16 protein-coding genes are annotated in these 23,900 nt (G+C 46.8%); 8 read left to right on the top strand and 8 right to left on the bottom strand.

What is annotated here, in order from left to right:
* Window positions 1–4,499 (bottom strand): two-partner secretion domain-containing protein (locus tag QUA62_RS16585; RefSeq protein ID WP_333405512.1); only part of this gene is annotated, 4,499 nt, incomplete at its 3' end.
* 899 nt (window positions 4,500–5,398) lie between these two features.
* Here QUA62_RS16585 and QUA62_RS16590 point away from each other — a divergent pair.
* The 3 genes from QUA62_RS16590 (at window position 5,399) to atpC (ending at window position 8,524) form a co-directional block, all read left to right on the top strand.
* A complete protein-coding gene (locus tag QUA62_RS16590; protein ID WP_333405514.1) occupies window positions 5,399–6,322 on the top strand; it encodes a PEP-CTERM sorting domain-containing protein in 924 nt (307 codons plus the stop codon).
* A 132-nt stretch (window positions 6,323–6,454) separates the two neighbouring features.
* Window positions 6,455–7,912, top strand: coding sequence for a F0F1 ATP synthase subunit beta (gene atpD / locus QUA62_RS16595; protein WP_333220809.1), 1,458 nt, complete (start codon window positions 6,455–6,457; stop codon window positions 7,910–7,912).
* 204 nt (window positions 7,913–8,116) lie between these two features.
* A complete protein-coding gene (atpC, locus tag QUA62_RS16600; RefSeq protein ID WP_190663502.1) occupies window positions 8,117–8,524 on the top strand; it encodes an ATP synthase F1 subunit epsilon in 408 nt (135 codons plus the stop codon).
* Window positions 8,525–8,615: 91 nt separating this feature from the next.
* Here the strand turns inward: atpC and QUA62_RS16605 are convergent, their stop codons facing one another.
* The gene (locus tag QUA62_RS16605) at window positions 8,616–8,915 is read right to left on the bottom strand and encodes a DUF7734 family protein (protein ID WP_333405516.1); all 300 of its coding nucleotides are present in this window, start codon (window positions 8,913–8,915) and stop codon (window positions 8,616–8,618) included.
* Window positions 8,916–9,322: 407 nt separating this feature from the next.
* On the opposite strand from QUA62_RS16605, the gene QUA62_RS16610 reads away from it, so the two are divergent.
* The 3 genes from QUA62_RS16610 (at window position 9,323) to QUA62_RS16620 (ending at window position 13,282) form a co-directional block, all read left to right on the top strand.
* Window positions 9,323–9,628 carry a hypothetical protein gene (locus QUA62_RS16610; protein ID WP_333405518.1) on the top strand — a complete coding sequence of 102 codons (306 nt, stop codon included), beginning with the start codon at window positions 9,323–9,325 and terminating at the stop codon, window positions 9,626–9,628.
* A 258-nt stretch (window positions 9,629–9,886) separates the two neighbouring features.
* Window positions 9,887–11,143, top strand: coding sequence for a cache domain-containing protein (locus QUA62_RS16615; protein WP_333405520.1), 1,257 nt, complete (start codon window positions 9,887–9,889; stop codon window positions 11,141–11,143).
* Window positions 11,144–13,282 (top strand): ATP-binding protein, encoded by a 2,139-nt coding sequence (locus QUA62_RS16620; RefSeq protein WP_333405522.1) that lies wholly within the window; start codon window positions 11,144–11,146, stop codon window positions 13,280–13,282. It begins immediately after the preceding gene.
* Between the two features lie 48 nt (window positions 13,283–13,330).
* Here QUA62_RS16620 and QUA62_RS16625 read toward each other — a convergent pair whose 3' ends face one another.
* From QUA62_RS16625 to QUA62_RS16645, 5 genes are all read right to left on the bottom strand, one after another.
* Complete coding sequence (locus QUA62_RS16625) at window positions 13,331–13,603, bottom strand: peptidoglycan-binding domain-containing protein (RefSeq protein WP_333405524.1); 273 nt, start codon at window positions 13,601–13,603, stop codon at window positions 13,331–13,333.
* Window positions 13,604–13,823: 220 nt separating this feature from the next.
* The gene (locus QUA62_RS16630; RefSeq protein ID WP_333405526.1) at window positions 13,824–14,105 is read right to left on the bottom strand and encodes a peptidoglycan-binding domain-containing protein; all 282 of its coding nucleotides are present in this window, start codon (window positions 14,103–14,105) and stop codon (window positions 13,824–13,826) included.
* A gap of 514 nt (window positions 14,106–14,619) precedes the next feature.
* Window positions 14,620–16,074, bottom strand: a complete 1,455-nt coding sequence (locus QUA62_RS16635) for a hypothetical protein (protein WP_333405528.1) — start codon at window positions 16,072–16,074, stop codon at window positions 14,620–14,622.
* 270 nt (window positions 16,075–16,344) lie between these two features.
* The gene (locus QUA62_RS16640) at window positions 16,345–16,965 is read right to left on the bottom strand and encodes a DUF3177 family protein (RefSeq protein WP_190662786.1); all 621 of its coding nucleotides are present in this window, start codon (window positions 16,963–16,965) and stop codon (window positions 16,345–16,347) included.
* 401 nt (window positions 16,966–17,366) lie between these two features.
* Window positions 17,367–17,603, bottom strand: coding sequence for a Calvin cycle protein CP12 (locus QUA62_RS16645; RefSeq protein WP_190662788.1), 237 nt, complete (start codon window positions 17,601–17,603; stop codon window positions 17,367–17,369).
* Window positions 17,604–18,347: 744 nt separating this feature from the next.
* Here QUA62_RS16645 and QUA62_RS16650 point away from each other — a divergent pair.
* Window positions 18,348–19,601 (top strand): FIST N-terminal domain-containing protein, encoded by a 1,254-nt coding sequence (locus QUA62_RS16650; protein WP_333405530.1) that lies wholly within the window; start codon window positions 18,348–18,350, stop codon window positions 19,599–19,601.
* Between the two features lie 170 nt (window positions 19,602–19,771).
* Here QUA62_RS16650 and QUA62_RS16655 read toward each other — a convergent pair whose 3' ends face one another.
* On the bottom strand, window positions 19,772–21,883 hold the full coding sequence (locus QUA62_RS16655; protein ID WP_333405531.1) for an iron uptake porin: 2,112 nt from the start codon (window positions 21,881–21,883) through the stop codon (window positions 19,772–19,774).
* A 1,008-nt stretch (window positions 21,884–22,891) separates the two neighbouring features.
* Between QUA62_RS16655 and QUA62_RS16660 the strand changes: the two genes are divergently transcribed.
* The gene (locus tag QUA62_RS16660; RefSeq protein ID WP_333405533.1) at window positions 22,892–23,836 is read left to right on the top strand and encodes a hypothetical protein; all 945 of its coding nucleotides are present in this window, start codon (window positions 22,892–22,894) and stop codon (window positions 23,834–23,836) included.
* The last annotated feature ends 64 nt before the right edge of the window (window positions 23,837–23,900 follow it).

The following is a 23,900-nucleotide window of genomic DNA, read 5'->3' on the forward strand; positions in this document are numbered from 1 at the left end:
GCATCTCCATAAGTTTGACTCCCGATTGTAGTGACATTGCCATTGAGTTGAGTTGTGCCACCAATATCTGTAGTCAAGCTCGCGGCATTGACTGTTTGATTAAATGTAGTTGTGCCCGCACTACTTTTGACGGTGACCTTTCCTATTCCTAATGCCGGGGTGTTGCCTACAGCACCTTTAACGTCAATGTTTCCAGTACCTGTTTCTAAGGTAAGATTGCCGCTGCCATCAATGTTATTATTAAACAGAATATTGCCACCGGCTGCAGTGCCATTGCTGACTAACACGCTATCTCCAACTAGGGTATTGCCGTTAATTGTGATATCTTGAGATTGGGTGGTAATATTGCCATTCAGGTTATTAGTGGTAGCATTCAGAGTAATTGAAGCATTATCAGTTCCCGAAATCGATTGATTGGGATTTACAGAAATAGTGCCTTGAGTATTGAAAGTCACAGGATCTGGAAAAGATACCGGCAAATTCTCTACAGTGATATTGCCTGTAGTAGTGTTCCCTCCGAAAACAATGGCACTAAAGCCATTACGCAATGAGGATAAAAACGGTGATCCTATATCGATCGCCTGCGGATCGTCAGGAAGTTCAGCCTGGAACCGAATTCCGAAATTTGGCGAAAACGGCTGAACTGAAAAACTCCCTTTACTCTGCGCGAAACCTCCTTCCAAAAAGCCAATTTCATTGCCGCTAATGCTAATATTTCCAGTACCGGGCAATCCATTAGCATCAATGCTATTTATCCCAACTTCATTGGGAGTTGCGATCGCGATATCTCCACTGGCACCGGAACTCGAACTAGAATTAACTACTCCTGAGTATGCAAAAATGTTGCCTGTTTTGCCCGTGAGTGTTATGTTTCCGCCATTGCCAGCAGTGGAACTGGAGTTAAGATTACTAGCATTAATATTGTTGGCACTTAGTGTAATTGGCCCACCATTTGTGGTACTGGATGTGGTATCAATTGCCCCTGCAGTCGTATCAATATTGCCATTAGTGCTGGTAAGGCCGATCGCGCGTCCGGGATTTGTGATATCGCCTGTAGTAATATCGCCTGTAGTTGTAATCGCGATCGCGATCGGACTGGTAACATTAAGAGAATTTTCTATTTTCAGGGAACCCAAAGGCTCTGGCGCCCCAATTGGGCCGTTGAGATTAATAACGCCTGTTCCCGTAGTCAAAAGTAAGTTGCCACCGCCGTCAACCGTTCCCCCAAAATTAATGTCGCCTGCATTCGTTAACCCAGTATCGAGAGTGACATTATAACCCGCAGCGAGAGAGACTTGGCCACCAAAGATAATATTCTTTCCGTTGGTGATAATTTTTGAACTATTTAAGAAGTTAGTGGTTGGAGCATTAAAAGTAATGGAAGCGTCCTTCGCACCTGTAATGTCTCCATTGACTGCAATTGTGCCACTGGTGGGAGCTTGAATTGTGACTGGGAAATTAAAAATAACGCCTGGGTCAATTGCGATCGCCCCCGTCCCATCTGCCCGTCCGATAACCATTTGCGAAAAATCGTTTAGCTTGTTAAGTTCCGCCTGATCCAAATTCAAAAAACCGGCTTGATCAGCACCGCCGATCGTAATAGCTTTATCCGGCGTCAGCGGCTGCAAAGTAATAGTGCCCGTGCCATTAACTGTAGTCGTGCCTAACAGTGTAATTTCATCGCCCGTCAAAGTGACATTCTTGCTACTGCCTGCAGTCGCGTTAATCGAGCGATTGTTAATCACAATTGCATCGGCACTGTTCGCCCCCGTACCAGTCAAAGCAACATTTCCCGCAGTCGCTTCTAGTTCAGGACCACCATTCAGAAAAACGCCATAGTTGTTGATTCCTGTCCCACCACCAGTACCAGTCAGACTGACATTTCCAGAGGACGCTTTCACTCTGTTCGCCCCCCCAGGCGAAAGTTGTATCCCTTGATTGTTATCAGTCCCATTGCCACCAACACCCGTCAGAGTAACATTCCCAGTCCCTAGGGATTCCACCGGCCCTTGGATCAGAATGCCCGTGTTGTTCTCCCCATTCCCGTTGCTGGTTCCATTCAGGGCGATATCTCCATCCTGCGATTGAACTCTAGCAGGAGTAGAAATAAGTATCCCTGGATTAAAGTCCTTCCCATTGCCGCTAACACCGTTCAGAATCAACTTCCCGGTGCCTGTGGATTTCACAAACCCTAAGATCTCAAGGCCCGTGTTGCCGTCCCCATTCCCGTTGCCTTTTCCAGTCAGGGTGATATCCCCATTCTGCGATCGCACTATGCCATTAGGAAAATCACTAATCCTTATCCCTCGATTATAGTCCGTGCCATTTACCGCCCCCGTCCCGATGATGGTGACAGCCCCATTCGCCGTTGACTCCACTGTAGAGTCTCTTAGATTAACGCCGTCGTTGTAGGTTCCTGTCCCCGCACCTGTTCCCGTCAGGCTGATATTTCCCCCACCCGATCGCACTGTGCTGTTAGCAATAGATATCCCTGGATTATTATCTATCCCGTTCCCGCCAGTACCGTTGAAAGTAATACTTCCTGTCCCGAGCGATTCCACTGTGCTGGTAGTATTAATGTTAATTCCCTTGTTGTCGCTTCCAGTTCCATTACCGCCAGTACCATTGAGAGTAATACTTCCAGTCCCAGCCGTCGTGATTCCGCTGGTAGACACAGAAATGCCGTTATTGTTGCTGACTCCAGCGACTCCTTGACCTCTAATAGAAATATTTCCAGTACCGGCATTGAGTGTCGAACCGGTGAGAGAAACTCCGATGGGATTTGCCACAGTCCCTACTGCGGGGGAATTTGAGGGGCTGCTGCCACCTCCTAAAATGATGTTGCCGCCGTTGGAGTTGATGATAGCATTGGTAATGGCGATCGCCCCTGCACCACTGGCATCTACATCTGCATTCAGGGTGATACTGCCGCCGTTAGCCGTGATATTTTTGTTAACAAGTATGCTGTTATTAGCATTCAGAGTTAGGGAATTACTATTCGTCCAAGATACCGGAGCGTTGACTGTAATATCACCTTGATTCGGAGAAGCCGACGCAGTGGAAATAGTCACATTTGCCGAAGCAAGCTGTGTTTCCAGCGTCGTATTATTAATTGTAGAAGTACCACCAGAGGGCGTAAATGCTCCCGCTGAGAAACTGTCGCCTACAGTATCCGCACCTGTACTAATAGTAATATCAGTAGGATCTAACAATAAGGTGCCAGCGAGGCCAAAGGTCGATCGCAAATCAACTAATCCTTGAAAATCCAGCGATTGCTTTCCCGAAACTTCCACAAACCCGCCATTCCCAGAAAATAAGCCACCTCTCGCCGTAATATTGCCATTAAAGCGAGTAGTTTCATCCGCCCAAACTATGACTCGCCCGCCATTCCCATTACTAATAGCATCAGCATTAACCGTCGAATCGCTGCTAACAAAAGTCCGCGAAGCATTGGGCACAGTCCCCAAACCCTGATAATCTCCCCCAATCAGTACATTACCGCCGCCGTTAATCCCAGAAGCATCGATCTTGCCCGCAATAACTCCTACTTTGTCGCCTAAAATATTTACAGTACCGCCAGTATTGCCAGAGACGTTGAGAGTGCCGGATGCGATCGCAGTTCCCGCAGTTACCGGCACAGCAGCATTCCCAGTTAACACAACTTCGCCATTGGGATTTACCGTCAAACCCGTTGCCTGTGCCACACCTTGTCCAGTCAGCAACTCCGGCAAAGATAACACTGGCTGCGTCCAATTGTTTGGCAGCGAACTTTGATTTGCTGTCGGCTGAATATCCAAACTCAATAAATTCCCAGCTTGACTAATCCGCACCAAATTGTTACCCGGTACGGCGCTGATCAGAATATTGCCACTAGGTGCATTTACCTGACCGTTATTGACAACAGTACCGCCGATCAAACTTATACTTTGACCTGGTGCCACCGTCAAATTGCCTGCATTAACAATGCTTCCACCTGGCAAATTTGTAAACGCAAAACTATTCGGTGCCCCGATTAATGTTGCCCAATTGTTATTGCCGATCGCACTAAACCACTGATTGTTCCCAAAACCAATTCCTGTCGCCGTAGTAGCATTAAAAGATCCAGGCACGTTGAGACTGGCATTCGGCCCGAAAATTATGCCGGCAGGATTCATCAAAAATAAATTAGAATTTCCCCCCGTCACTTGAATTAAGCCATTTATTAAAGAAGGATTACCTCCAGTAATCCTTCCCAAAATATTTTGAATATTGGGATTAGTCAGAAAGTTAGCCGTTTGAGCCTCGCTGAGGCCAAACTGAGTAAAACTGTGAAAAAGATTAGCCCCATCTCCGCTGAAGGCCCCCCCGGAAATGTCGTAGCGGTTGCCGTTGGGAGTAACAACTGTGTTAGTGCCGTCTGGTGCGGGGGAGATGGGTTGCGCCTTTGCCGAACCCGTCGCTGCACTCAGCCAGCTAACAATGAATAACCATCCGAGCAAATGTAGTTTGTTGGGTGTCATTGTGTTTAAAGATTGTGCTTAAAGTGCGATGGTATTTATTTCTACTATTTTTACCCCTAAAAATTTCTCATGTCAATAGGAGCAGCCAATTTTGGGTGACCGAATAATTAGGACTGAAAAAGGAAATGTATGGTTTTAATTACTATGATTTACGTAAAAACAGTTTTTTTACTAGAAGTCAGGCGCGGGAAATGAAACTTAGTTTCTTTTTTTGACTTTCACTGCTTCCCTGACCCAATTACCTTAAAAAACCGGGTTAATGCGTCCGGGACTGTTGGTGAAAGTATGGCGCGGAATGCGAGGGTTAGAGGTTTAAAAAACTTGGAATATTAGTCAAAAGTACGTAAGTACCGATCGCCTACTATACAGCTTGCTTAGAGAGGCAAAAAACTCGCTCAAATTCCTACTCGCGGTCGCCGCCGCTTCTTTCTGCATCGGGCGACCAGCTTGCAGCCCGCTTTCACGAACAACTGACTGAACAGCCGACGTTCTCTCAAAAACTTTATATTTTAGGGATGAACTTTACCAAAACTTCATAAAGCTCGATTAAAAATTTTATGTATTTTTGATGAAAGCCAATAGTTGCAAGTCTTGTACTCAACTTTAGACTGTTACTAAAACGAAGTAAATGTAGTAAGTTGGAAGTCTAGGCAGGATGAAAATCTTGCTGTTACAGATTAAACTGTGCCAATCTGGTGTCAGTGAAAACTCTTAGAAGAAGCACTCATTTACTCCAAAACACCCTTAAGTAAGATCTCTCTGTAGATTCACGGGTGTGGAGCCTCTTCTTTAGATTTGACGATCGTCCTAAATATCGCAGGCTCGCGATCGTCGATTCGCGTCACGGCAACATGGCATTTTGCGCCTTACTACGTAACAATACTGGAGGAATCAGGGTTATGACTACCTTAACGCTAGTCAAAAAAACATCTTTTACAGTCGCCAGCTTGGCAACCACAATGTTGCTGAGCATCTGCACGCCCGTCAGAGCTTTCATGTTTGGCACTGCCGGCATCCAGTTCGATGAAGATACCAATATAAACTTTACCTTCGACCAATCTCACGGCGCTTACCAGTCCAGCTTGTGGGTAGCCCAAGCTCAGTCAGGAAACACTGGCTACACCAACATCGCCAGACTGTTCTACGAGACTAAACCCTCAGATAACGGCAGCGCGAATGACTGGCAGGGAAGCTTCGGCAACGCAGTCACCTCCGAAAACCGCTCCATCACCCAAACCTTCAAATTTTTGCAGGATCAAACTTATGCCCTGCTGCTGTGGAGCGACAGCGGCACCGGCCAACCATTGGAGCAGTACGCCTCCAGCAGCACCTTCATGAACAGCCCCAAATGGTTTGCCGCCAACACCCAGTACAGGAGAGATGACTGTCTGGTGGCGGGCTGTCAGCAAGCCGTGTTTGGCGACTTTAATCTCGACTACAACTCCCGCGACTCATTTACAAGCGTCAACGGCGGTAAAGGCCCAGAGCAATATTCATTGCTCACAATGGCCCAACTGGCTCAGGGTACAAAAATCTCATTCGACGATGCCGGAGGAGGAAACGACGTTGACTTCCAAGACTTCACCCTGTCGGCTCAGTTAGCTCCCAAACCAGTCAACGGCCTTGCCTTCCGAAACTTCACCGTGTCGGCTCAGTCAGTCCCCGAAGCAGTCCCCGGACCAGTCCCCGAACCAGTCCCCGGACCAGTCCCCGAACCAGTCCCCGAACCAGTCCCCGAACCAGTCACAGTGTTCGGGACTATGCTGGGGCTCGGGGCTGTGGCTGCAGCTCGCAGGAAAAAAAAGCGAGGGCAGCAACGATAAAAAAGACTCTTAACCAGCCCCATACAAATCTAAATAGTGCGTCTGTTCAGTGGTACTCTGAGGAATAGCATTTCTAAATGTTAAGACTTTTTCCATAACGGGAAAAATAGCATCCTAACAAAGGCACTATTCATGGTATCCACCGCAGAAAAAACGAACGTAGGCTACATCACCCAAATCATCGGGCCAGTTGTAGACGTAAAATTCCCAGGCGGCAAACTGCCCCAAATCTATAACGCTCTCACGATTTCCGGCAAAAACGAAGCAGGTCAAGAAATTGCCGTTACCTGCGAAGTTCAGCAACTGCTCGGAGACAGCCAAGTGCGCGCAGTTTCCATGAGTACCACCGACGGCTTGGTGCGTGGCATGGAAGTAGTAGATACCGGGGAAGCGATCCAAGTTCCCGTCGGAATCCCAACTCTCGGCCGGATTTTTAACGTCATCGGTCAACCCGTAGACAATCTCGGCCCGGTCAATACTTCCGAAAGTATGCCCATCCACCGCAACCCGCCGGCTTTCACCGAACTGGAAACCAAGCCTTCGGTGTTTGAAACAGGTATCAAGGTGATTGACCTGCTGGCCCCCTACCGTCGCGGCGGCAAAATCGGTTTGTTCGGCGGCGCAGGCGTCGGCAAAACCGTGATTATGATGGAACTCGTGAACAACATCGCCAAAGCTCACGGCGGCGTGTCCGTGTTCGGTGGTGTGGGCGAGCGCACCCGCGAAGGTAATGACCTCTACAAAGAAATGATCGAGTCAGGGGTTATTGACGAAGAAGACCGCAGCAAGTCGAAAATTGCTCTGGTTTACGGTCAAATGAATGAGCCGCCTGGTGCTCGGATGCGCGTGGGCCTGTCGGCTCTGGCGATGGCCGAATACTTCCGCGATGTCAGCAAGCAAGACGTGCTGCTGTTCATTGACAATATCTTCCGGTTTGTGCAAGCGGGTTCTGAGGTATCGGCTCTGTTGGGTCGGATGCCTTCGGCTGTGGGATATCAGCCGACTCTCGGTACGGATATGGGCGACTTGCAAGAACGGATTACTTCGACTACCGAAGGTTCGATTACTTCGGTTCAAGCTGTGTACGTACCTGCGGATGACTTGACTGACCCCGCGCCGGCTACGACATTTGCTCACTTGGACGCTACAACTGTGTTGTCTCGCGGTTTGGCTGCGAAGGGGATTTATCCGGCTGTTGACCCACTGGATTCTACGTCTACGATGTTGCAAGTTAGCGTTGTCGGCGAAGAGCACTATGGCGTTGCTCGCCAAGTGCAGTCAACTCTGCAACGCTACAAGGAATTGCAAGACATTATTGCAATTTTGGGCTTGGATGAGCTGTCGGAAGATGACCGCTTGACCGTTTCTCGCGCTCGCAAAATTGAACGGTTCTTGTCTCAACCGTTCTTTGTGGCGGAAGTGTTCACCGGTTCCCCCGGCAAGTACGTCAAGCTGGCAGACACCATTAAGGGTTTCCAGATGATTTTGGCTGGCGAACTGGACGAATTACCTGAACAAGCTTTCTATTTGGTGGGCGATATCAACGAGGCGATCGCCAAAGCTGAAAAAATGAAAGCTGACGCCAAGTAATTTTAGTCATTAGTCAGTTGTCAGTAGTCAGTAGTCAGTCGTTATTAGTTATTAGTTATTTGTTATTGGTAACAACTGACAACTGATAACTGACAACTGACAACTGACAACTGACAACTGACAACTGACAACTGACAACCGACAACTGACAACTGACAACTGACAACTGACAACTGACAACTGACAACCGACAACTGACAATTTATGACATTAACTGTGCGCGTAGTGGCCCCAGACAAAACTGTTTGGGATTCTAATGCTGAAGAAGTAATTCTGCCGAGCACCACAGGCCAACTGGGTATCTTGAGCGGTCACGCTCCAATGTTGACAGCTTTGGATACCGGAGTAATGCGCGTCCGTCCCGGCAAGGAATGGGTGTCTATTGCTCTGATGGGTGGCTTTGCAGAAATCCAAGAAAACAAAGTTACTATTCTTGTCAACGGCGCTGAAAAAGGCGAAACCATTGATAAAGAAGCTGCTCGTACTGCTTACACCGAAGCAGTAGCTCGTTTGGAAAAGTCCGCTAGTGGCACTGACCAAGAGCAAATTAAAGCTAAGCAAGCAATCAAACGCGCGAGAGCTCGTTTCCAAGCTGCCGGCGGCACGCTCTAGCTCTAAGGGTAACGACATAGTGCTTTTGTAGTAGGGACACAACATTGTTGTGTCCCTGCTGTTTTTCTCACGTTGTCTCCCTAATGTTTTGCTAAACTCCCGCCTCGGACAATAGAGATTGCATTTTTTCCCAAGATAACCCCTGCTGAAGATAGCGGGGGTTATTTGGATTGTAGGGGCTCTCCACACGATCGACACTGACAATTTTTGCTTCTTCCGGCAAAACAGGAACCTCGGGATCGAAAGCGGTCGATCGCGTCAGGGAACTAGAAAAGCCTTTAAAAATAGCAATTTCATCGAATTCGCCGTCAATTTCGGCCTTGACGATTAAAACTTCGTGCGATCGTTTTACCGTGTATTGTTCCAAACGACGAGCAATAGAGTCAGCCATAGCAAATCTCACTTTCCTGAAATCTGCTACAATATAGCTTAATTTTGCGGCTAATTTCAGCGACAGATAGCTAATTTTTTATTTTTAATTCGACCTTTTTTTACAGCAGGAAGTAAGCGGACATAATATAAATCCTGTAAAAAAAAATCTGCCAGATTTTCATCCGGCAAAACCTACTTGTCCGATATTTTATGAGCCACAGAAAGACTAGGTTTCAATTATCGTTGTCCCGTCAAAATTTTATTAAACAGCGTTTTGCTTGGGATATACGCTGCTATTTATGCTAGTTTTTTGCTTGAGATCAGCTATGGTAAGTGGCAACTCAAAGCTAATAAATAACTGTTTACGAGGCGGGAATTATAGTTAGTGGCTCAATTTTAGAGCCTTTGGGCTATCGAGAAAAATATATGTGCCGATTTGTCGAGCGAGTGACAGTAAAAGGCAAAAAATCTGCCGTCTCCGTGTTTGAAATTTATGATGCAGAAACAGAACACAGCATTGAACTAAAACAGGAAACTGCTGCTAAATTTCAAAAAAGTCTGAAGCTTTATTTCGAGCAAAATTTTACTGAAGCGCAAAAATTATTCAGTAAGATTTGCGAAAGAAATCCTCAAGATAGGTTAGCAGCAATTTACTACCAGCGCTCTCTAAAGAATGGAATGTATGGAGTGCCTGAAGGATGGTCGGGAATAGAAGCTTTGGATGAAAAGTAGTGATACAGATATATTGTATGTGAACATCGGCAGGGATATGGCAATGCCTGGTCCGGCGCGGGGAGTAGGACACGGAAATGCCGTGTCCGTATGGTTCGCTTTGACTTTTAATAATTTGCTATAAGATTAAGGATTGTAGAAACTAGATCGGGTCTTCCTTGCGTAAGTTGTGTTTAAGTACAAAATGGTTTATAATCTTTACCAGCGCTCAGCCTTCGCTCCAAGTATTAACTGGGTTTTTCAACCTAAATTAATGTTATGTCCACTCTTTCTCTCAAGCACTTAGTGGCAAAACTTTCAAGAAAAGCAACCCTGCAAACCGTACTCATAGTTCCGTTTGTCTTGCAAGTATTTGCAGCGGTGGGTATTGTGGGGTATTTATCATTTAGGAACTCTCAAAGAGCAGTAAATGACCTTGCGGATCAGTTGATGGGCGAGGTGAGCAATCGCATCGAGCAAAATTTGAGAACTTATCTGCAAACTCCGCACCAAATCAATCAAAGCAAGCTGGATGCAGTGAAACTGGGTTTTGTGAACATGAAAGACTTGTCAGCTTGGGAAAAATATCTGTGGCGGCAAGTGCAATTATATCCTTATATCAATTTTACGTCGATCGCTAATCAAGATGGAGAATATCGCACTGGCGAAAAGATGTCTAACGGCACTTTATTGATTAACGCATCGGGCCCGTCTACAAATTTTGATTTTTATTCTTACAATACTAATGATACGGGCGATCGCACTACAGTAGCCGCCTCCGTTAAAAACTTCGACATCCGACAGCACCCTTCCTACGCTTATGCGGCTCTAGCAATCAAACCAACTTGGAGTTCAGTTTATATATCCTTCCTAGAACCCACATTGATTCTCAGCGCGCTGCAACCAGTTTACAACAGCCAGAAACAGCTAGAAGGAGTATTAATTGCTGCCTTGCGTCTCGACAGTATCGGTCAATTTTTAAACAGCCTTAAAATAGGTAAATCCGGTCAAACTTTTATTATCGAAAAAAACGGGACGCTGCTGGCAACTTCCACAGCCGAAAAACCTTTCCGCACCCAAAACGGTAAAAAAGAACTATTTAAAGTTACAGAAAGCAGCGATGCAGTAACGCAAACTACAGCTAAATATTTAGAAAACCACTTTCAAAATTTGCACCAAATTACAAAAGCGCAGCAACTCAATTTTGAGATAAACGGGAAGCAGCAATTTTTAAAAGTCCTGCCCTTCCAAGACGGCAAAAGTTTAGATTGGCTGATTGTCGTCGTCGTTCCAGAAGCCGACTTTATGCAACAAATCCATGCCGGCAACCGAACTACAGTGTTGCTATGTTTGGCAGCTTTGGGCATGGCAACTGTGCTAGGAATTCTCACTTCTCGCTGGATTATCCAACCTCTTATAAAATTAAAAAATGCAGCAATAGCTTTATCTGAAGGACAATTTGACCAAACTGTAAAGCTCGATCGTTCCGACGAGTTGGGCGTACTTGCCGCTGCTTTTAACAGCATGGCAGCGTAATTGCAAGCATCTTTTACTGCCTTAGAAACTAAAAATACCGAATTGCAGCGACTCGACAAACTGAAAGACGAATTCTTAGCCAATACTTCCCACGAACTCCGCACTCCCCTCAACGGCATTATTGGGATTGCAGAATCTTTAATAGACGGTGCTACCGGACAACTGCCCGACTCAACAAATTTTAACTTAGCTTTGATTTCATCATCGGGCAAAAGATTGTCTTCTTTAATTAACGATCTTCTGGACTTTTCGCAGCTCAAACACAAAACAATAGAACTGCAAATTAAGTCCGTCGGTCTTCGAGAAATAGTCTCTGTAATTGTCACTTTGTCTCAGCCATTAGTAGGCAAAAAAAACTTGCAATTGATTAACTCAGTTCCTCGTGAATTGCCGCCAATAGCAGCCGACGAGAATCGCTTGCAGCAAATACTTTACAACTTAATTGGCAATGCGATTAAATTTACCGAAAGTGGCCGAGTAGAAATTTCCGCAGAATTGGTAACGGGCAACGCACAATCACCGTCTAATTCCCAGTTAGCCATTACTGTATCCGATACTGGCATTGGCATCCCCGAAGATAAATTAGAGCGAATTTTTGAATCCTTTGAACAAGCTGACGGTTCCACTGCTAGAGAATATGGCGGCACTGGTTTAGGGTTAACGGTTGCCAAGCAATTAGTTGAATTGCACGGAGGGAAAATAGGGGTATCTTCAACTGTAGGCGTCGGTTCCCAATTCATCTTTACTTTGCCCGTATCTGAGAGTCAGCCAGATTTTAGTAGCATACAGCCGCGTTTAACCGAGGGTTCTCCCATTTTAATCACTCCTGAATTCGCGGGGAAATCCTCTATAATAAATTCTCAGCTATCAGACAATAGCGGCTTGTTAGAAAGTGAAAAGCTAAAAATTTTGGTAGTCGATGATGAACCCATTAATATTCAGGTCATTATCAACAGTCTTTCTCTAGCAAACTATGAGATAACTCAAGCGAGCAACGGCTTAGAAGCTTTAATTCTGATTGAATCAGGATTTAAGCCCGACTTAATTTTACTCGACGTAATGATGCCGCAGATGACGGGTTATGAAGTGTGTCGAGAAGTCCGAAAAAAATACTCGCCTTTAGAAATGCCTATTCTGATGCTGACGGCTAAAAATCAAACTACTGACTTGGTAGAAGCTTTTAACTTAGAAGCAAATGATTATGTAACTAAACCTTTTATAAAAAAGGAATTGTTGGCGAGAATTAACACGCAAATTCGCCTTGCTAAACTGAATGCAGCCTACGGCAGGTTTGTGCCTCACGACTTTCTAAACTTGCTGGAAAAGCCGAGTATTATTGAAGTAAAATTAGGCGAAAATCAGGAAAGAGATATGACCGTGCTATTTGCTGATATTCGCTCGTTTACGGCGCTTTCAGAACAGATGACACCCCCTGAAAATTTTGCATTTATTAATACTTACTTGGGCAGGGTTAGCCCTGCAATTAGGAAAAATAAGGGGTTTATTGACAAATACATTGGGGATGCAGTCATGGCACTGTTTCCTACATCTCCAGAGGATGGTGTGCGAGCAGCAATTGATATGCAAAAAGAAGTGAATATCTACAACCAGCAGCGAGAAAAAAATGGCTTGTTTCCGATCGCGATCGGCGTCGGTTTACACGCGGGCAATTTGATGTTGGGTACAATTGGCGAGCGAGAACGGATGGAAAGTACGGTGATTGCTGATGCGGTGAATCTCGCCTCTCGTTTGGAAGGATTGACTAAGGTTTACGGCTCTGGAATTCTAGTTAGCGGTGCAATTATCGATCGGCTAGACGATCCAGAAAAATATAAGTACAGATTTGTCGATCGAGTAACCGTGAAAGGAAAGACAAATGCTGTGTCGGTGTTTGAAATTTACGAGACAGAAACAGAGAAAAGCATTGTACTTAAGCAGCAAACTGCGGAGGTTTTTCAAGAAGCTCTCAATTTTTACTACGAGCAAAAATTTGTTGCAGCCCAAAAAATATTTCAGAATATTTTACAAATCAATCCTGACGATCGGGTAGCCCTGCTGTATTTCAAACGAGCTCGCAAGTATCGAATGTACGGAGCCCCGGAGGGGTGGTGTGGGGTCGAAACTTCGACGGAGAAATAGGGCGCACACTGTACGCCCTACTCTCTTTAACAGATGGTTGCACAAACTTTAAAATATAGTGCTACAAACACCCAATTTATTCCAAGTTTTAGGGCCGACAATGCCATCCGCAACGATTTTTTGTTGCTTTTGAAAATTGATGACTGCTTGTTCGGTTTTCGGGCCGAAGCCTCCATCAGTATTTACAGAAAATCCGCTGGCGTTCAAGAGTCGCTGAAGGTAGCGAACGTCCTCATTTTGGGTGACGCCATCGTTGCGTTTGAGTAGGGGAAAATAACGACAGGAAGGTAATTCCATGTGAATGGCGTTGGTGGTTTGCATAGTTTGATTCTCCATTGGTTGTTTGCAAGTTGTTTAAAAGCAGGGCAGCGGGAAAAAATGTTAATTAATAGTCCTGGATGCACTTTTGACGGGCCTAAACGAGGTTTCGGCTTCGCTCAACCGCCAGATTTTTTAGCAGTTCTGGGGGCATAAAGGAAGTATTGCTCTGAAAAAAAACAGTTTTTTGCTACCCGTGCGCCTAGGATTAGTTAACTTGGATTTAACATCCGGGTTCACCTGTATAACAAGCGCCTAATAGACTCCAAGTTTGAGGGCCGACAATGCCATCAACAGCAATCTTATTTTCCTTTTGAAATTTGATGACTGCTTGTTCGGTTTTTGGGCCGAAGAATCCATCAGTTGCGACGGGATATCCGTTTTTGACTAAGGATTGTTGGAGATAGCGCACATTTTGATTGGCAGTGGTAATATTATTTCGTTTCAGTGTGGCCAGTGAAGAGCAAAGAGGCAATTGAGCGTAAATTGAATTTGTGGTTTGCATGGTTTGATTGGGGATTAGTGGTTTGCAAGTCGTTTGAACTTGCTATTCCCCAGTTGTAGCTGTGGGGGGAAGTGCTTTAACAGTCGCTTTTTATAGCGACGCTTATCTGGGGTAGCTCAGATGAGTGACAGCCAGCTATCAAATCCGTTTTGTGCAAAGTAATTGTCAAAGGAAAACAGCAGCGAATTTGCATTTTTTATCAACTTTTAGCATCTTTGCCACCAGCCCCACACCATAAGTAAGTCGGCGCAAAAAAACACCCCTATGTAAACAAGGGCAAAGTCTCCAAAGGCTCTCTACTGGCTGACTTAAACCTGTTTACACAGTGTTACATTATGTGGTTTAATCTCGTATACCTACTTACCTGTACGGCTGTTGGTGTGGGGATGGATAGGCAGATTGACGCAGGTTGGTTAGTCAATCGATCGTGTGACGGTGCAATCGCTCTACTCTTGTATAAGCTGAGTAATGGTCTTTTCTATAGAGGAGGCAAAAATACTGTATTTAAAGCTAGTTAACCATGCGAGCGAAAAGGGCGATCGGAAAAATTCCTCTTGGGTTGGGACTTTAACTTAGAAGTGATATCGTAGTATCGGTAGATAGTAGATTTCCGGGTGTCAAACAACTTGAGAATTGAATCAATGACAATTTCTGTAACTATCGGGTTAAAGTCGGAAATAAAGTCGTCAGCGTCGAGATTTTGTAGAAAAAATTCCTTAGCTCGATCGCACTGATAGCGCATTTCGTCAAAGCCAACAATTTTTACCACAAACGTTGTCAACGGCGAGTTTTCCAAATCGGTTTGAGAAGTGCTTTTAGCCCGCCCATTTTCTAATAAATTTAATACTTCCGCTTCTAAACCAATTTTAGGTTGATAAGGTTTTTCTATCTGTGGAAAAAAGCTTTCCAGGCGGACGCAGTTAGCAGCTTTATCGGGAATTCCTCCCATCATCATCGCCAGAGACACCTCAATCCCCAAATCCGAAGAAAGAGCTTCTAGCAGGGCTAGAGCAGGCAGTTTGCACCCCAAATAAAGCTTCGCAATTTCGAGATTGTACTTAGCAGTAGTTTCCCAGTGCTGATAGGTGCGATCGTCTGGATATCCCTCAAACTGCCGAAAAATTATTTCTGGCTTCAGATAATTCAGAAAACCTTCCATCTTGACCAAGGCAACTCGGTAGTCGCGAACCGTGTAAAAACCGCAGCAGATGAGATTGTGATTGGTTTCCGGCAGTAAATTCCACGTATTTGCCAAAAAATGCGCTGAACTATGGTGAGCAAAACTCATCACATCCCGGTTAGAAATTCGCACAGCTTTTTTGACCGTTTCCCGCATTTCCTCGTCAGTCAAACTGAGGTTAAATCGGCTATTTATTGCCTGCAAGCGCTCATAAAGGTGCTGGCTTACTGTTACTCCGGACTCGGCAGAGCGAAACGGAATGGTTGCTTCAATGCAGCCTGCAATTTGAAGCAATTGCTCGCGTTTGAGGAAGGGTTCTAGAGCTTTTGCTGCTACGACAGCGCTGAGAAATTCGTTTTTTCCGGCGAAAGGATTTAGGACTTCGCCCGGTACAAAATTGAATACCAGCATTACCATCTCGAAGATAGCATCCGCCGGCAGTTCAGATAGATCCCGAATTTGTAGCTGTTTGTTAACCTCTTTTGCAACAGGAGTGATGTAGTAGCTGACGTTAAAGTTAATGCTGCGATCGACTTGCACGTAGACGGTATCGTGAAATAAAGCTGCCAAAACCTCGATCGCGTCTTCATCTCCCCCCACCTCAAAAATATGTTCGGGAGTGTGAAAAAACCGCCACGGCCCCATCATCGGCTGAACAATCAGTTCGGCAATCCGAGCGACTTCACTTGGTTCGACTTTTGCTTCCAGGCGATCGAGCGCCCAAATCAGCCTTTCTAAGCACTGTAAGTAGGCTTGTTTGCTATCCATCACAGTCTTTCCCAGTAACATTGCTGTCAGTCGATTTGAGATTTGAGATTTGAGATTTGAGATTTACTGCACAGATGAATCTGGAAGCTTCAACCTTAGTCTAAAATTTTTATCTCTCCACGACTGGAGTCGGGGGCTTGTATCCGTTTTTGGGCGAGTTTACGTCATCCACCCTGCTGTTAGTTTAATTTTTTCCTAGCTGCGATTCCCCTTTTGGGAGTTGGGATTTTTGAGCTTTTTGTTGAAGACTTTAGCTGCTATTTAAAAGGCAAATACTTACTTAAAGTCCCCTTAATTTCCGGTAGCTGACCTCCCATTTTTTCCTAGTCTAATTAGCACAAAGTATGACAAGTAAATTACATAGATTACTAAACCTATCAGACCCAAAAATCCCAAAAATTGAGGGGTTGCCGTAGGGTGAAACATTTGTTTGTAGAGCCAAGGTGGATCTAACCAAACGCGACAAAAAGGTTCATCAATTATCTGAAGTTGAGATTTAAAGGCACAGCTTAAGAAGGGAAGTTGAGCTAATGCGCCCAAACCGCTGTAAACAGTAATCGCCCACCGCCAAGCTGTAAAAGCCAGTTTCAGGGGCGACTGCGGTCGATCGGCAATTTCTTCGTTTAAATCCTCCCAAAACCACAGACTAGCAGGAATTAAGGCCCTCGCAATCACCGACGATACAAAGCTCACAGGCAGCGCAGCCATCATCAGGTAAAGTGTAATTGCCAGCAAACTCGCCACCCGCCAATAAATAATCGACAAACGGACGATCGCGTCAGCTTTTGCCACAACAGCCCAAATCAGCACTACCAGCGGGATCGAAATTGTTAATAACACAGACAACCGGTAATCCATCCAGACTAGCGGTTGAAACCAAGGCCCGGTGGCTGCCAATAAAAGACTCAACATCTTTGGGAAAATATACTCACTTATTTGTGACAAATTTTACTACAAAAATGCTAAAAAATCAGCAACCTAAACATGGTCTTAATGTTTTAGTTACTGCTATTTTTTCTAAGGTACTTGGCGCGCTTTGAAGGGTACTGGAGACGCGATAGACGGCAATATGCTTGGATTAAAACTGTTTATCCCTCAAATCTCGCCTTCCCATCCCCCGAACCAAGGCGCGCCAGAGCGAATTATTGTCCCCCTTGGTTCGGGGAGTGGGGAGAAGCTGGCTGATTTTAACCGTATTGGGATAGAGGGCAAATCTCGCCACTATTTCAAGGCTCAACCCCTAAAATAAAATTCTCCCGCGCCAAAAGTTAGATTTCGGCGCGGGAGGGAAGGAATAGAGCTAAATGGCTCGTTTATTCCTCGTAGATGCGGCACTCAGCAGCGTCAGGATTGTCGTCGCAAAATTTTTCAAAAGAATTCTTAGGTTTGACTTGCTTTTGGTGGGAAGCTTCTGCTTGCAGTTCTTCAACTGCGTCCCACGCCGCCGCGCATTCCCCGGAAGTGGCGCCCTTGAGGTCACAGACGGTACGAGCGCTTTCTAGTTCTTCTTCAATTTTTTCTTGGATGTTGCCTGCGGGTGTTGTTGTCATAAAGCTTGTTGGTATGAATGTGTAGGAGAATATGGTGGTCCCCGACCTATTTCTAGGTAATGTTAGCACGCCCCTGGGTTTAGTGAGCTTGTTCGGCTAACGGCACATCCTTAACCCAAATAAAGATGTTTAACCGTTAACGACAGAGCAAGGGACTAGCTAAGCAGCCGCTTGGTGTCATCACTCAAAAAACTTAGACCTCTAGAGTCTTAGGCTGGTCAAGTAAAACTGAAGTTTTAGGCCAGAAGCCCAGTCACTTGAGTGTTGAGTCGTTGACTGTCACCTTATTAAGTAAGAAAGGTTTTCTTTTTGGATGTTTGTTTGGGTTGGATTTGCTGTTTCGGTATGGCGACCCCAGCTAATAATAGCTTGAGATGCGCTGCTGTTGCAGCAGCCCAGATATAAACCATCCATAAGTATGATGCAGTAGCCGTCTCTACTCCCTGCTTTACTAGCCCGTAGGCGGGTTCTAGTCCACAGGCATCAATGTAGGTCGAGCCAACCTTACTTTTGATGAAAACATTACACGAGGTTGGTGTGTCAAACTGTATTGAGCTTTATCTTTTAAGATTTAGCTGAACACGGCATTTCACACTTAACAAATTAAGGGGACTCTCATGTTAACTTATGTTAACACAAGAACGGCGATCGAGGGGGAATCGATCGCCCAAGAATACCGTCCCCCCAGCGGCAAGTTCCGGTTAGCCTAATGTATAGAGATAGTTTTATAGAGAAGTTTGCCTTATGTACACCGAAAACCAAATGCAATGGGTCAGCGCCTTATCAACCCGTCCGTCTTTGGAATCCGCCCTCAAAGAAGTTATAGAACAAGCCGATCGCGACCTAGAAGGCCCGGCCGATTTAGCGCTGATATTTATCTCGTCTGCCTTTGCCAGCGAGTATTCTCGGCTGATGCCTTTACTCCGAGAACTGCTGCCAGTGCCCGCGATCCTGGGCTGCGGCGGGGGAGGAGTCATCGGCACGAACCGGGGCGGCCTCACCGAAGAAGTCGAGGGATCTCCCGCAGTCAGCCTGAGTCTGGCGCGCTTGCCGGGAGTGAATGTCAGAACTTTTCACGTCGGTGCAGAAGAACTGCCGGACTTAGACAGCCCCCCGGATACTTGGGTGGATCTCTTGGGCGTGCCGGCCCAGGAAGAACCGCAGTTCATCATCTTGGCGGACCCCTTTTCGGCAAAAATTAACGATTTGCTGCAAGGGCTAGATTATGCCTATGCGGGTGCGGCGAAGGTAGGGGGGCTCGCCGGGGGGGACGGTGCGGGCAGGGGCGCGGCGCTGTTTTGCGACTATCAGCTTTACCGAGAAGGGACGGTTGGGGTAGCTTTGAGCGGCAATATAGTTTTGGAAACGATCGTAGCTCAAGGCTGCAGGCCGATCGGGCATCCTTATCGGGTGACGGAAGGAGAACGGAATATTTTGCTGAAACTCGAAGAACAAACCGACGATACCGGCAGCGGGGGCATCGAGCGATCGCCCTTAGAGGCTTTGCGAGAGTTAGTTCAAACTTTGAGCGAAGAAGACCGAGAATTAGCCCAGCATTCGTTATTTGTAGGCTTAGTCAGCGATGAATTCAAGCTGACATTAGAGCCGGGAGATTTTTTAATCCGCAATCTGTTGGGAGTAGATCCGAAAGTGGGAGCAATTGCGATCGGCGATCGAGTCCGTCCCGGACAGCGCATCCAATTTCACCTGCGAGACGCCCGCACCTCGGCAGAAGACCTAGAAATGCTGCTCGATCGCTATCAGCGGGCCGCCGAGTACAGTGGTACCTCGAGCGCCGGCGCCTTAATGTTCTCTTGTCTGGGGCGCGGTGAAGGGCTTTACGGCCAGTCGAACTTTGACTCTCGACTGTTCGGCCGATATCTCAAAAACATCCCGCTGAGCGGCTTTTTCTGCAACGGCGAAATCGGCCCCGTCGGCGGCAGCACCTTTCTGCACGGCTACACCTCCGTATTCGGGATTTGCCGCCAAAACTCATAATTTGTTAACTATTGACTGTTGACTGTTGACTGATGACTGTTAACGGATCACTGTTAACTGTTAACAATTGAAGATCTAAAATCTAAAATCTAAAATCGCTCCACTGATGACCAATAAATAAAAGCGGCAGTCGCCTGCCGCTTTTAGCTGTAACTAGATGTCTGGAAACCTTAGAAACTAAAGGTAGTACGGAGGAGTCCGACCCAGATATCCTTGTTTTCCTCGTTGTGTTCGGGATTCATAATCACGTAAACGCCCGGTGTCACTGAGATAAAGTCATTGACTTGGAAGCGATAGAAACCCTCTAAGTGATAAGAGGTGTTGCGGTTTCTGGCGACATCACTCTCAGTAACTTTTGGCGGTACACCGAAGACAAAACCCAGGAGGTTGCCTTGCCGGCCAAAATCTGCCAGGGCCAAAGTGATAGCACCATTCTGGATCGTCGCGTCATTGCCGCCCCCCCGCAGTTGCTCAGCCTTCGTATAACCGTACCAACCGCCAAGCTGAAAGCGACGGCTGGGTTTGAAGTTAACTTGCACGCCATAGTTATCTGCTTGAGTGGTTGCTTGACCGAAGGGCCGGTTAGCCAAGGCACTGCCCGTACCGCCCATGATGCCAACATCGCCTGCGCGATTGTATTTGTGGGTGTAAGTGAAGGCCAAATCAAACGGTCTGCTAAAAAAGCCGATCTGACCCAGAGCGCTGAAAGAACCGTCGGCAACGCCCCTGCCGTTTGCGGGGTCGGGAGCATCGCCGTCGGAGGCAAGATAGCCCCCAGTAGCTCGGAGGGGGCCCAAGTTGAAAGTCAAACTTGCGCCAGCTCCCTGCGGCCCGCGGAATACGGCCGGGTTGCGAACTCCAAATCTGGAAATTGCACCAGTACCCGTAGAGTTAAAGGGTGTTACCGTGTCTGCAATTTCATCCAGGTCAAGTCCTTTAGGACCGACAAAGACTGTAGCGGGACCGACCGGGAAACGATAGTACAGTTCGTCTAGTGTGAATTGGCTGCCCTCCTCGCCGTCAAAGGCCAAGCGAGCCATGTTAGTGCCGGTAGCGGTTGATGCTCCGTAGTTGGCGACGTTGACTGCTTGCAAGCGGGTTCTGAGCAAGTCTCGACCGGTGAAGCTTGTCAATAAGTTCAACCGCACCCGGTAGCCGAAGTTGGTGACAGTTTGGTCGTCGCGATCGCGGATATGATTGCCGTTGGCGTCACGAGCTTGTATAGGATCTCCGAAGGTGTCGCTGACGGCAAAAATGGCTTCTCCAGCCAGTTTGGTGGTGGTGGAGAACTGGTTGGCTTCGAGTTCTGCGGTGCGAGCTTCTAGGCCGTCTACTCGTCCGCGCAGGGTAGCGAGTTCGGCTGCAAATTCTTCTTGCAGGCGTTGCAGGATGGCTAAGTCATCTTTAGTAACTAAGTTACCTGTTGACCCAATTAGCTGGGTTATTTGGTCTAAGCAAGCGTTGACGCCGGCTGCAAATTCGTAGCGAGTCAGGGCGCGGTTGCCGCGGTAGGTGCCGTCGGGATAACCTACGATACAACTGTAGCGTTCGACTAGGGATTGCAGGGCTTGGAATGCCCAATCTGTCGGTCGCACGTCAGAAAGCTGAGTGACTGATGTCACCTGGGACATGGTTCCGGATGGTTGGGCCGGCAGCGCTTGGGGAGCCACAGGGACGATGGGACCGCCCATTCCGGCGGGTGCTGTCTGAGCAATTTCTACCTTAGTAGCTGGGGTAGTAACTGGGGTAGTAGCTGGGGTGCTGGCGACTGCTGGCACTTCAATTTTCCCAGCGGTGTCTGTCTGGCTGATTTCCACTGCCAAGTCTGATGCTTGGGGCGCGGGTTCGGCTGTACCTGCTGCTGCTAGGGGTTCAGTTGCTGCTGCGGCGCTGGTCGGAGCGCTTGGGGCTGCTAACTCGATGTCGCTCCCTGTTGTTTGCAGTGTTGTTGGCAGTGTTGTTTGCAGTGCTGCTTCGCTGGTTTCTGGTTTGATTGAGGCGAGTTTTTCAGCGTCTGCTTCGTTAACGACCGGGGTTTGGGCCGCTTCGACGCTGCTGTTTAAAGCCAGGTTTTCTGGGGCAGCAGGGGCTGCTGCAACTGGTTCTGCAACTATTTCTCCAACTATTTCTGCAATTTTTGACTCAGATGACTGAGCTGTAGTTAGCTGGTTGGCTTCAGCGGTTGCTGGAGCTTCTGCGGCGATCGCAGCGGCACTGACGACTGATGATAGCCCCAAAATTGTCGGGGATACTAGCAGTAAATTCCAAAAAGTTCTGTTCATTTTCCTCACACCTTCACACTCTATTCAACTCGACGAGCAGCAATTCCCAACTGCTAATTTTTGTGGTTGCTTGCCTGTTGACAATAACTGCCAAAATAGAACCTATCCATAACTGTTGATTCACAGTTGATTCACAGTAGGCGTGTCTACTTCTGCTTGAACGTAGGGGGCTGAGCCCTTATACCGCCCAGGCATCAATTCAGGTCAAGCCCACATTACATTACAGTTGATTATACCATCACGTGCTAATTTCATCTCTCGATCGCCCGACTTGCTTGAGTTGCTCTGCGGGCGATCGACAACTGGTTCTACGGGTTCGACCACAATCTGCCTCTAACTGACAACTGCCCCTAGTCCTCGATTACGCCAGACTTAACAGACAGTTATAGGTAGGATTGTGGCTGCTTGTCGCATCCCTTATACAGCTTTGTATCCTAGAATGTCAAGCTTTTTAACCTAACTTTAAACCTCGCGACCCGGCAGGGGCTATTTTTCCGCCATGAGTGGGGAACTGAGACCTAAAGGCTGGTAGATTTACCCGATCCAAACCAAAGTTCAGGCTTGACCAATGTTGGTTTTTTGAGGCCCGCTGCCGTCGGGACTTGCCAGGGCGATCGCCATTTTTGAGACTAAGCGTCAGCGGGTTTAATTTCCCGCTATTTTAACACAACTTTTTTGTTGTTTGAGTGCGACTGCAACGGGTGGTGCTTGACCCGCTGTTGGCGCAAGGAAAGCTCAGTGGGTTGACTGACCACTATATCCATGATTCCTAGAGGTTTTAACGATGTTTTGGCCTACGGACGCTCGCAGGAGTTTAGTGCTAAGCTGGCAAAAATGCAGAAGTCAAAAATCGAGCTGCTGTCAGAACAAAAAACCCAAACGCTGGGGGTGAGCAAGTTATACCATTTTCGATTAAATAATTGGCAATAACTGATGACATAAAGGTTTGGAGCTTGCCTACAGTTGCATTATTTTGGGTAACTGGTATTAGTAAAAGAGTGAGGGTTTATGGAAGATTTTGGTATTATTATTGCCTGCTGCGACCAAGATTATCTGTTTGCTAAGGGGTGCTGCGCTAGCATCCGATATTTCCTGGGAGATGTGCCGATTTGTCTGTTGATTGACGGTACGTTTTCTGTGACTGCTTTGGAAAAAGCCTATGGGGTGCGAGTTATCAATCGCACAACTGTTTCTGAAGAAGTTCTCAGAAAAAGAAGTTTTGGTTGGGGCAAAACTAAAATGATTGCTTTCTGGGAAAGTCCTTGGTCAAATTTTATGGTTTTGGATGCCGATACGATCGTCTGGGGCGATGTTCTCAAATTGGCTAATTTTCAAGACTTTGATTTTATTGTAGATAAGCCTTGTTACGATTACCCGGATGCGGATGTTTCGGAATTTTTCTTTGACATTCCGGGCGTTGAGAAGCATTTCCCGAATTTTCGTTGGTCGGAATCGCGATCGAACTATTTCTGTACAGGTACTTTCTTTGCTAAACGCGGCGTTTTTAGCTTGGAAGAATACGTGGAAATTTTAGATTTCACGGCCGCCAACCCGGGGATATTTAAGTACGGAGAAATGGGGTTTTTGAACTTTATGATTTTCCGGGCGGCACAAGAAAATCGACTGCGGGTGCAGAATGTGGATATGCAGTTGTTGGTGCCGGATTTTGACCAGGATTTACTGAGAAAGCAGTTTCCGGTTGAGTCAAGCGGGCCTGCGGGCGATCGCACTCAGGCCACGGTGATCCACTGGTGTGGACCGAAGCCGACCTTATCTACTGGGAAAGTTTACTCGGAACCGATGAATTTTTGTCGCCGCAAGTGTGAGGAGGATGTTTGGAACCGCACGGGTTTGGCTGCCGAGATGTCGCTGCAAGTTGAGGATTTACAGCGATCGATCTACGTGTATAAGAATAAGTTTAAGAAGAAGTTTCGGCAGTTGACTGGTAAGTAGATTCAGACTTGCGCGCGGGCGAGAAACCGGGAATATTCCTCGATTTCTCGCCGCCAAATCCAGA

Source organism: Microcoleus sp. MON1_C1 (assembly GCF_036701945.1).
GTDB lineage: Bacteria > Cyanobacteriota > Cyanobacteriia > Cyanobacteriales > Microcoleaceae > Microcoleus.

What these genes read in the sequence shown, in the direction of transcription:
- QUA62_RS16590 (WP_333405514.1), top strand. Translation starts at nt 5,399, where the DNA reads ATGACTACCTTAACGCTAGTCAAAAAAACATCTTTTACAGTCGCCAGC.
- atpD (WP_333220809.1), top strand. Translation starts at nt 6,455, where the DNA reads ATGGTATCCACCGCAGAAAAAACGAACGTAGGCTACATCACCCAAATC.
- atpC (WP_190663502.1), top strand. Translation starts at nt 8,117, where the DNA reads ATGACATTAACTGTGCGCGTAGTGGCCCCAGACAAAACTGTTTGGGAT.
- QUA62_RS16605 (WP_333405516.1), bottom strand. Translation starts at nt 8,915, where the DNA reads ATGGCTGACTCTATTGCTCGTCGTTTGGAACAATACACGGTAAAACGA.
- QUA62_RS16610 (WP_333405518.1), top strand. Translation starts at nt 9,323, where the DNA reads ATGTGCCGATTTGTCGAGCGAGTGACAGTAAAAGGCAAAAAATCTGCC.
- QUA62_RS16615 (WP_333405520.1), top strand. Translation starts at nt 9,887, where the DNA reads ATGTCCACTCTTTCTCTCAAGCACTTAGTGGCAAAACTTTCAAGAAAA.
- QUA62_RS16625 (WP_333405524.1), bottom strand. Translation starts at nt 13,603, where the DNA reads ATGCAAACCACCAACGCCATTCACATGGAATTACCTTCCTGTCGTTAT.
- QUA62_RS16630 (WP_333405526.1), bottom strand. Translation starts at nt 14,105, where the DNA reads ATGCAAACCACAAATTCAATTTACGCTCAATTGCCTCTTTGCTCTTCA.
- QUA62_RS16635 (WP_333405528.1), bottom strand. Translation starts at nt 16,074, where the DNA reads ATGTTACTGGGAAAGACTGTGATGGATAGCAAACAAGCCTACTTACAG.
- QUA62_RS16640 (WP_190662786.1), bottom strand. Translation starts at nt 16,965, where the DNA reads ATGTTGAGTCTTTTATTGGCAGCCACCGGGCCTTGGTTTCAACCGCTA.
- QUA62_RS16645 (WP_190662788.1), bottom strand. Translation starts at nt 17,603, where the DNA reads ATGACAACAACACCCGCAGGCAACATCCAAGAAAAAATTGAAGAAGAA.
- QUA62_RS16650 (WP_333405530.1), top strand. Translation starts at nt 18,348, where the DNA reads ATGTACACCGAAAACCAAATGCAATGGGTCAGCGCCTTATCAACCCGT.
- QUA62_RS16655 (WP_333405531.1), bottom strand. Translation starts at nt 21,883, where the DNA reads ATGAACAGAACTTTTTGGAATTTACTGCTAGTATCCCCGACAATTTTG.
- QUA62_RS16660 (WP_333405533.1), top strand. Translation starts at nt 22,892, where the DNA reads ATGGAAGATTTTGGTATTATTATTGCCTGCTGCGACCAAGATTATCTG.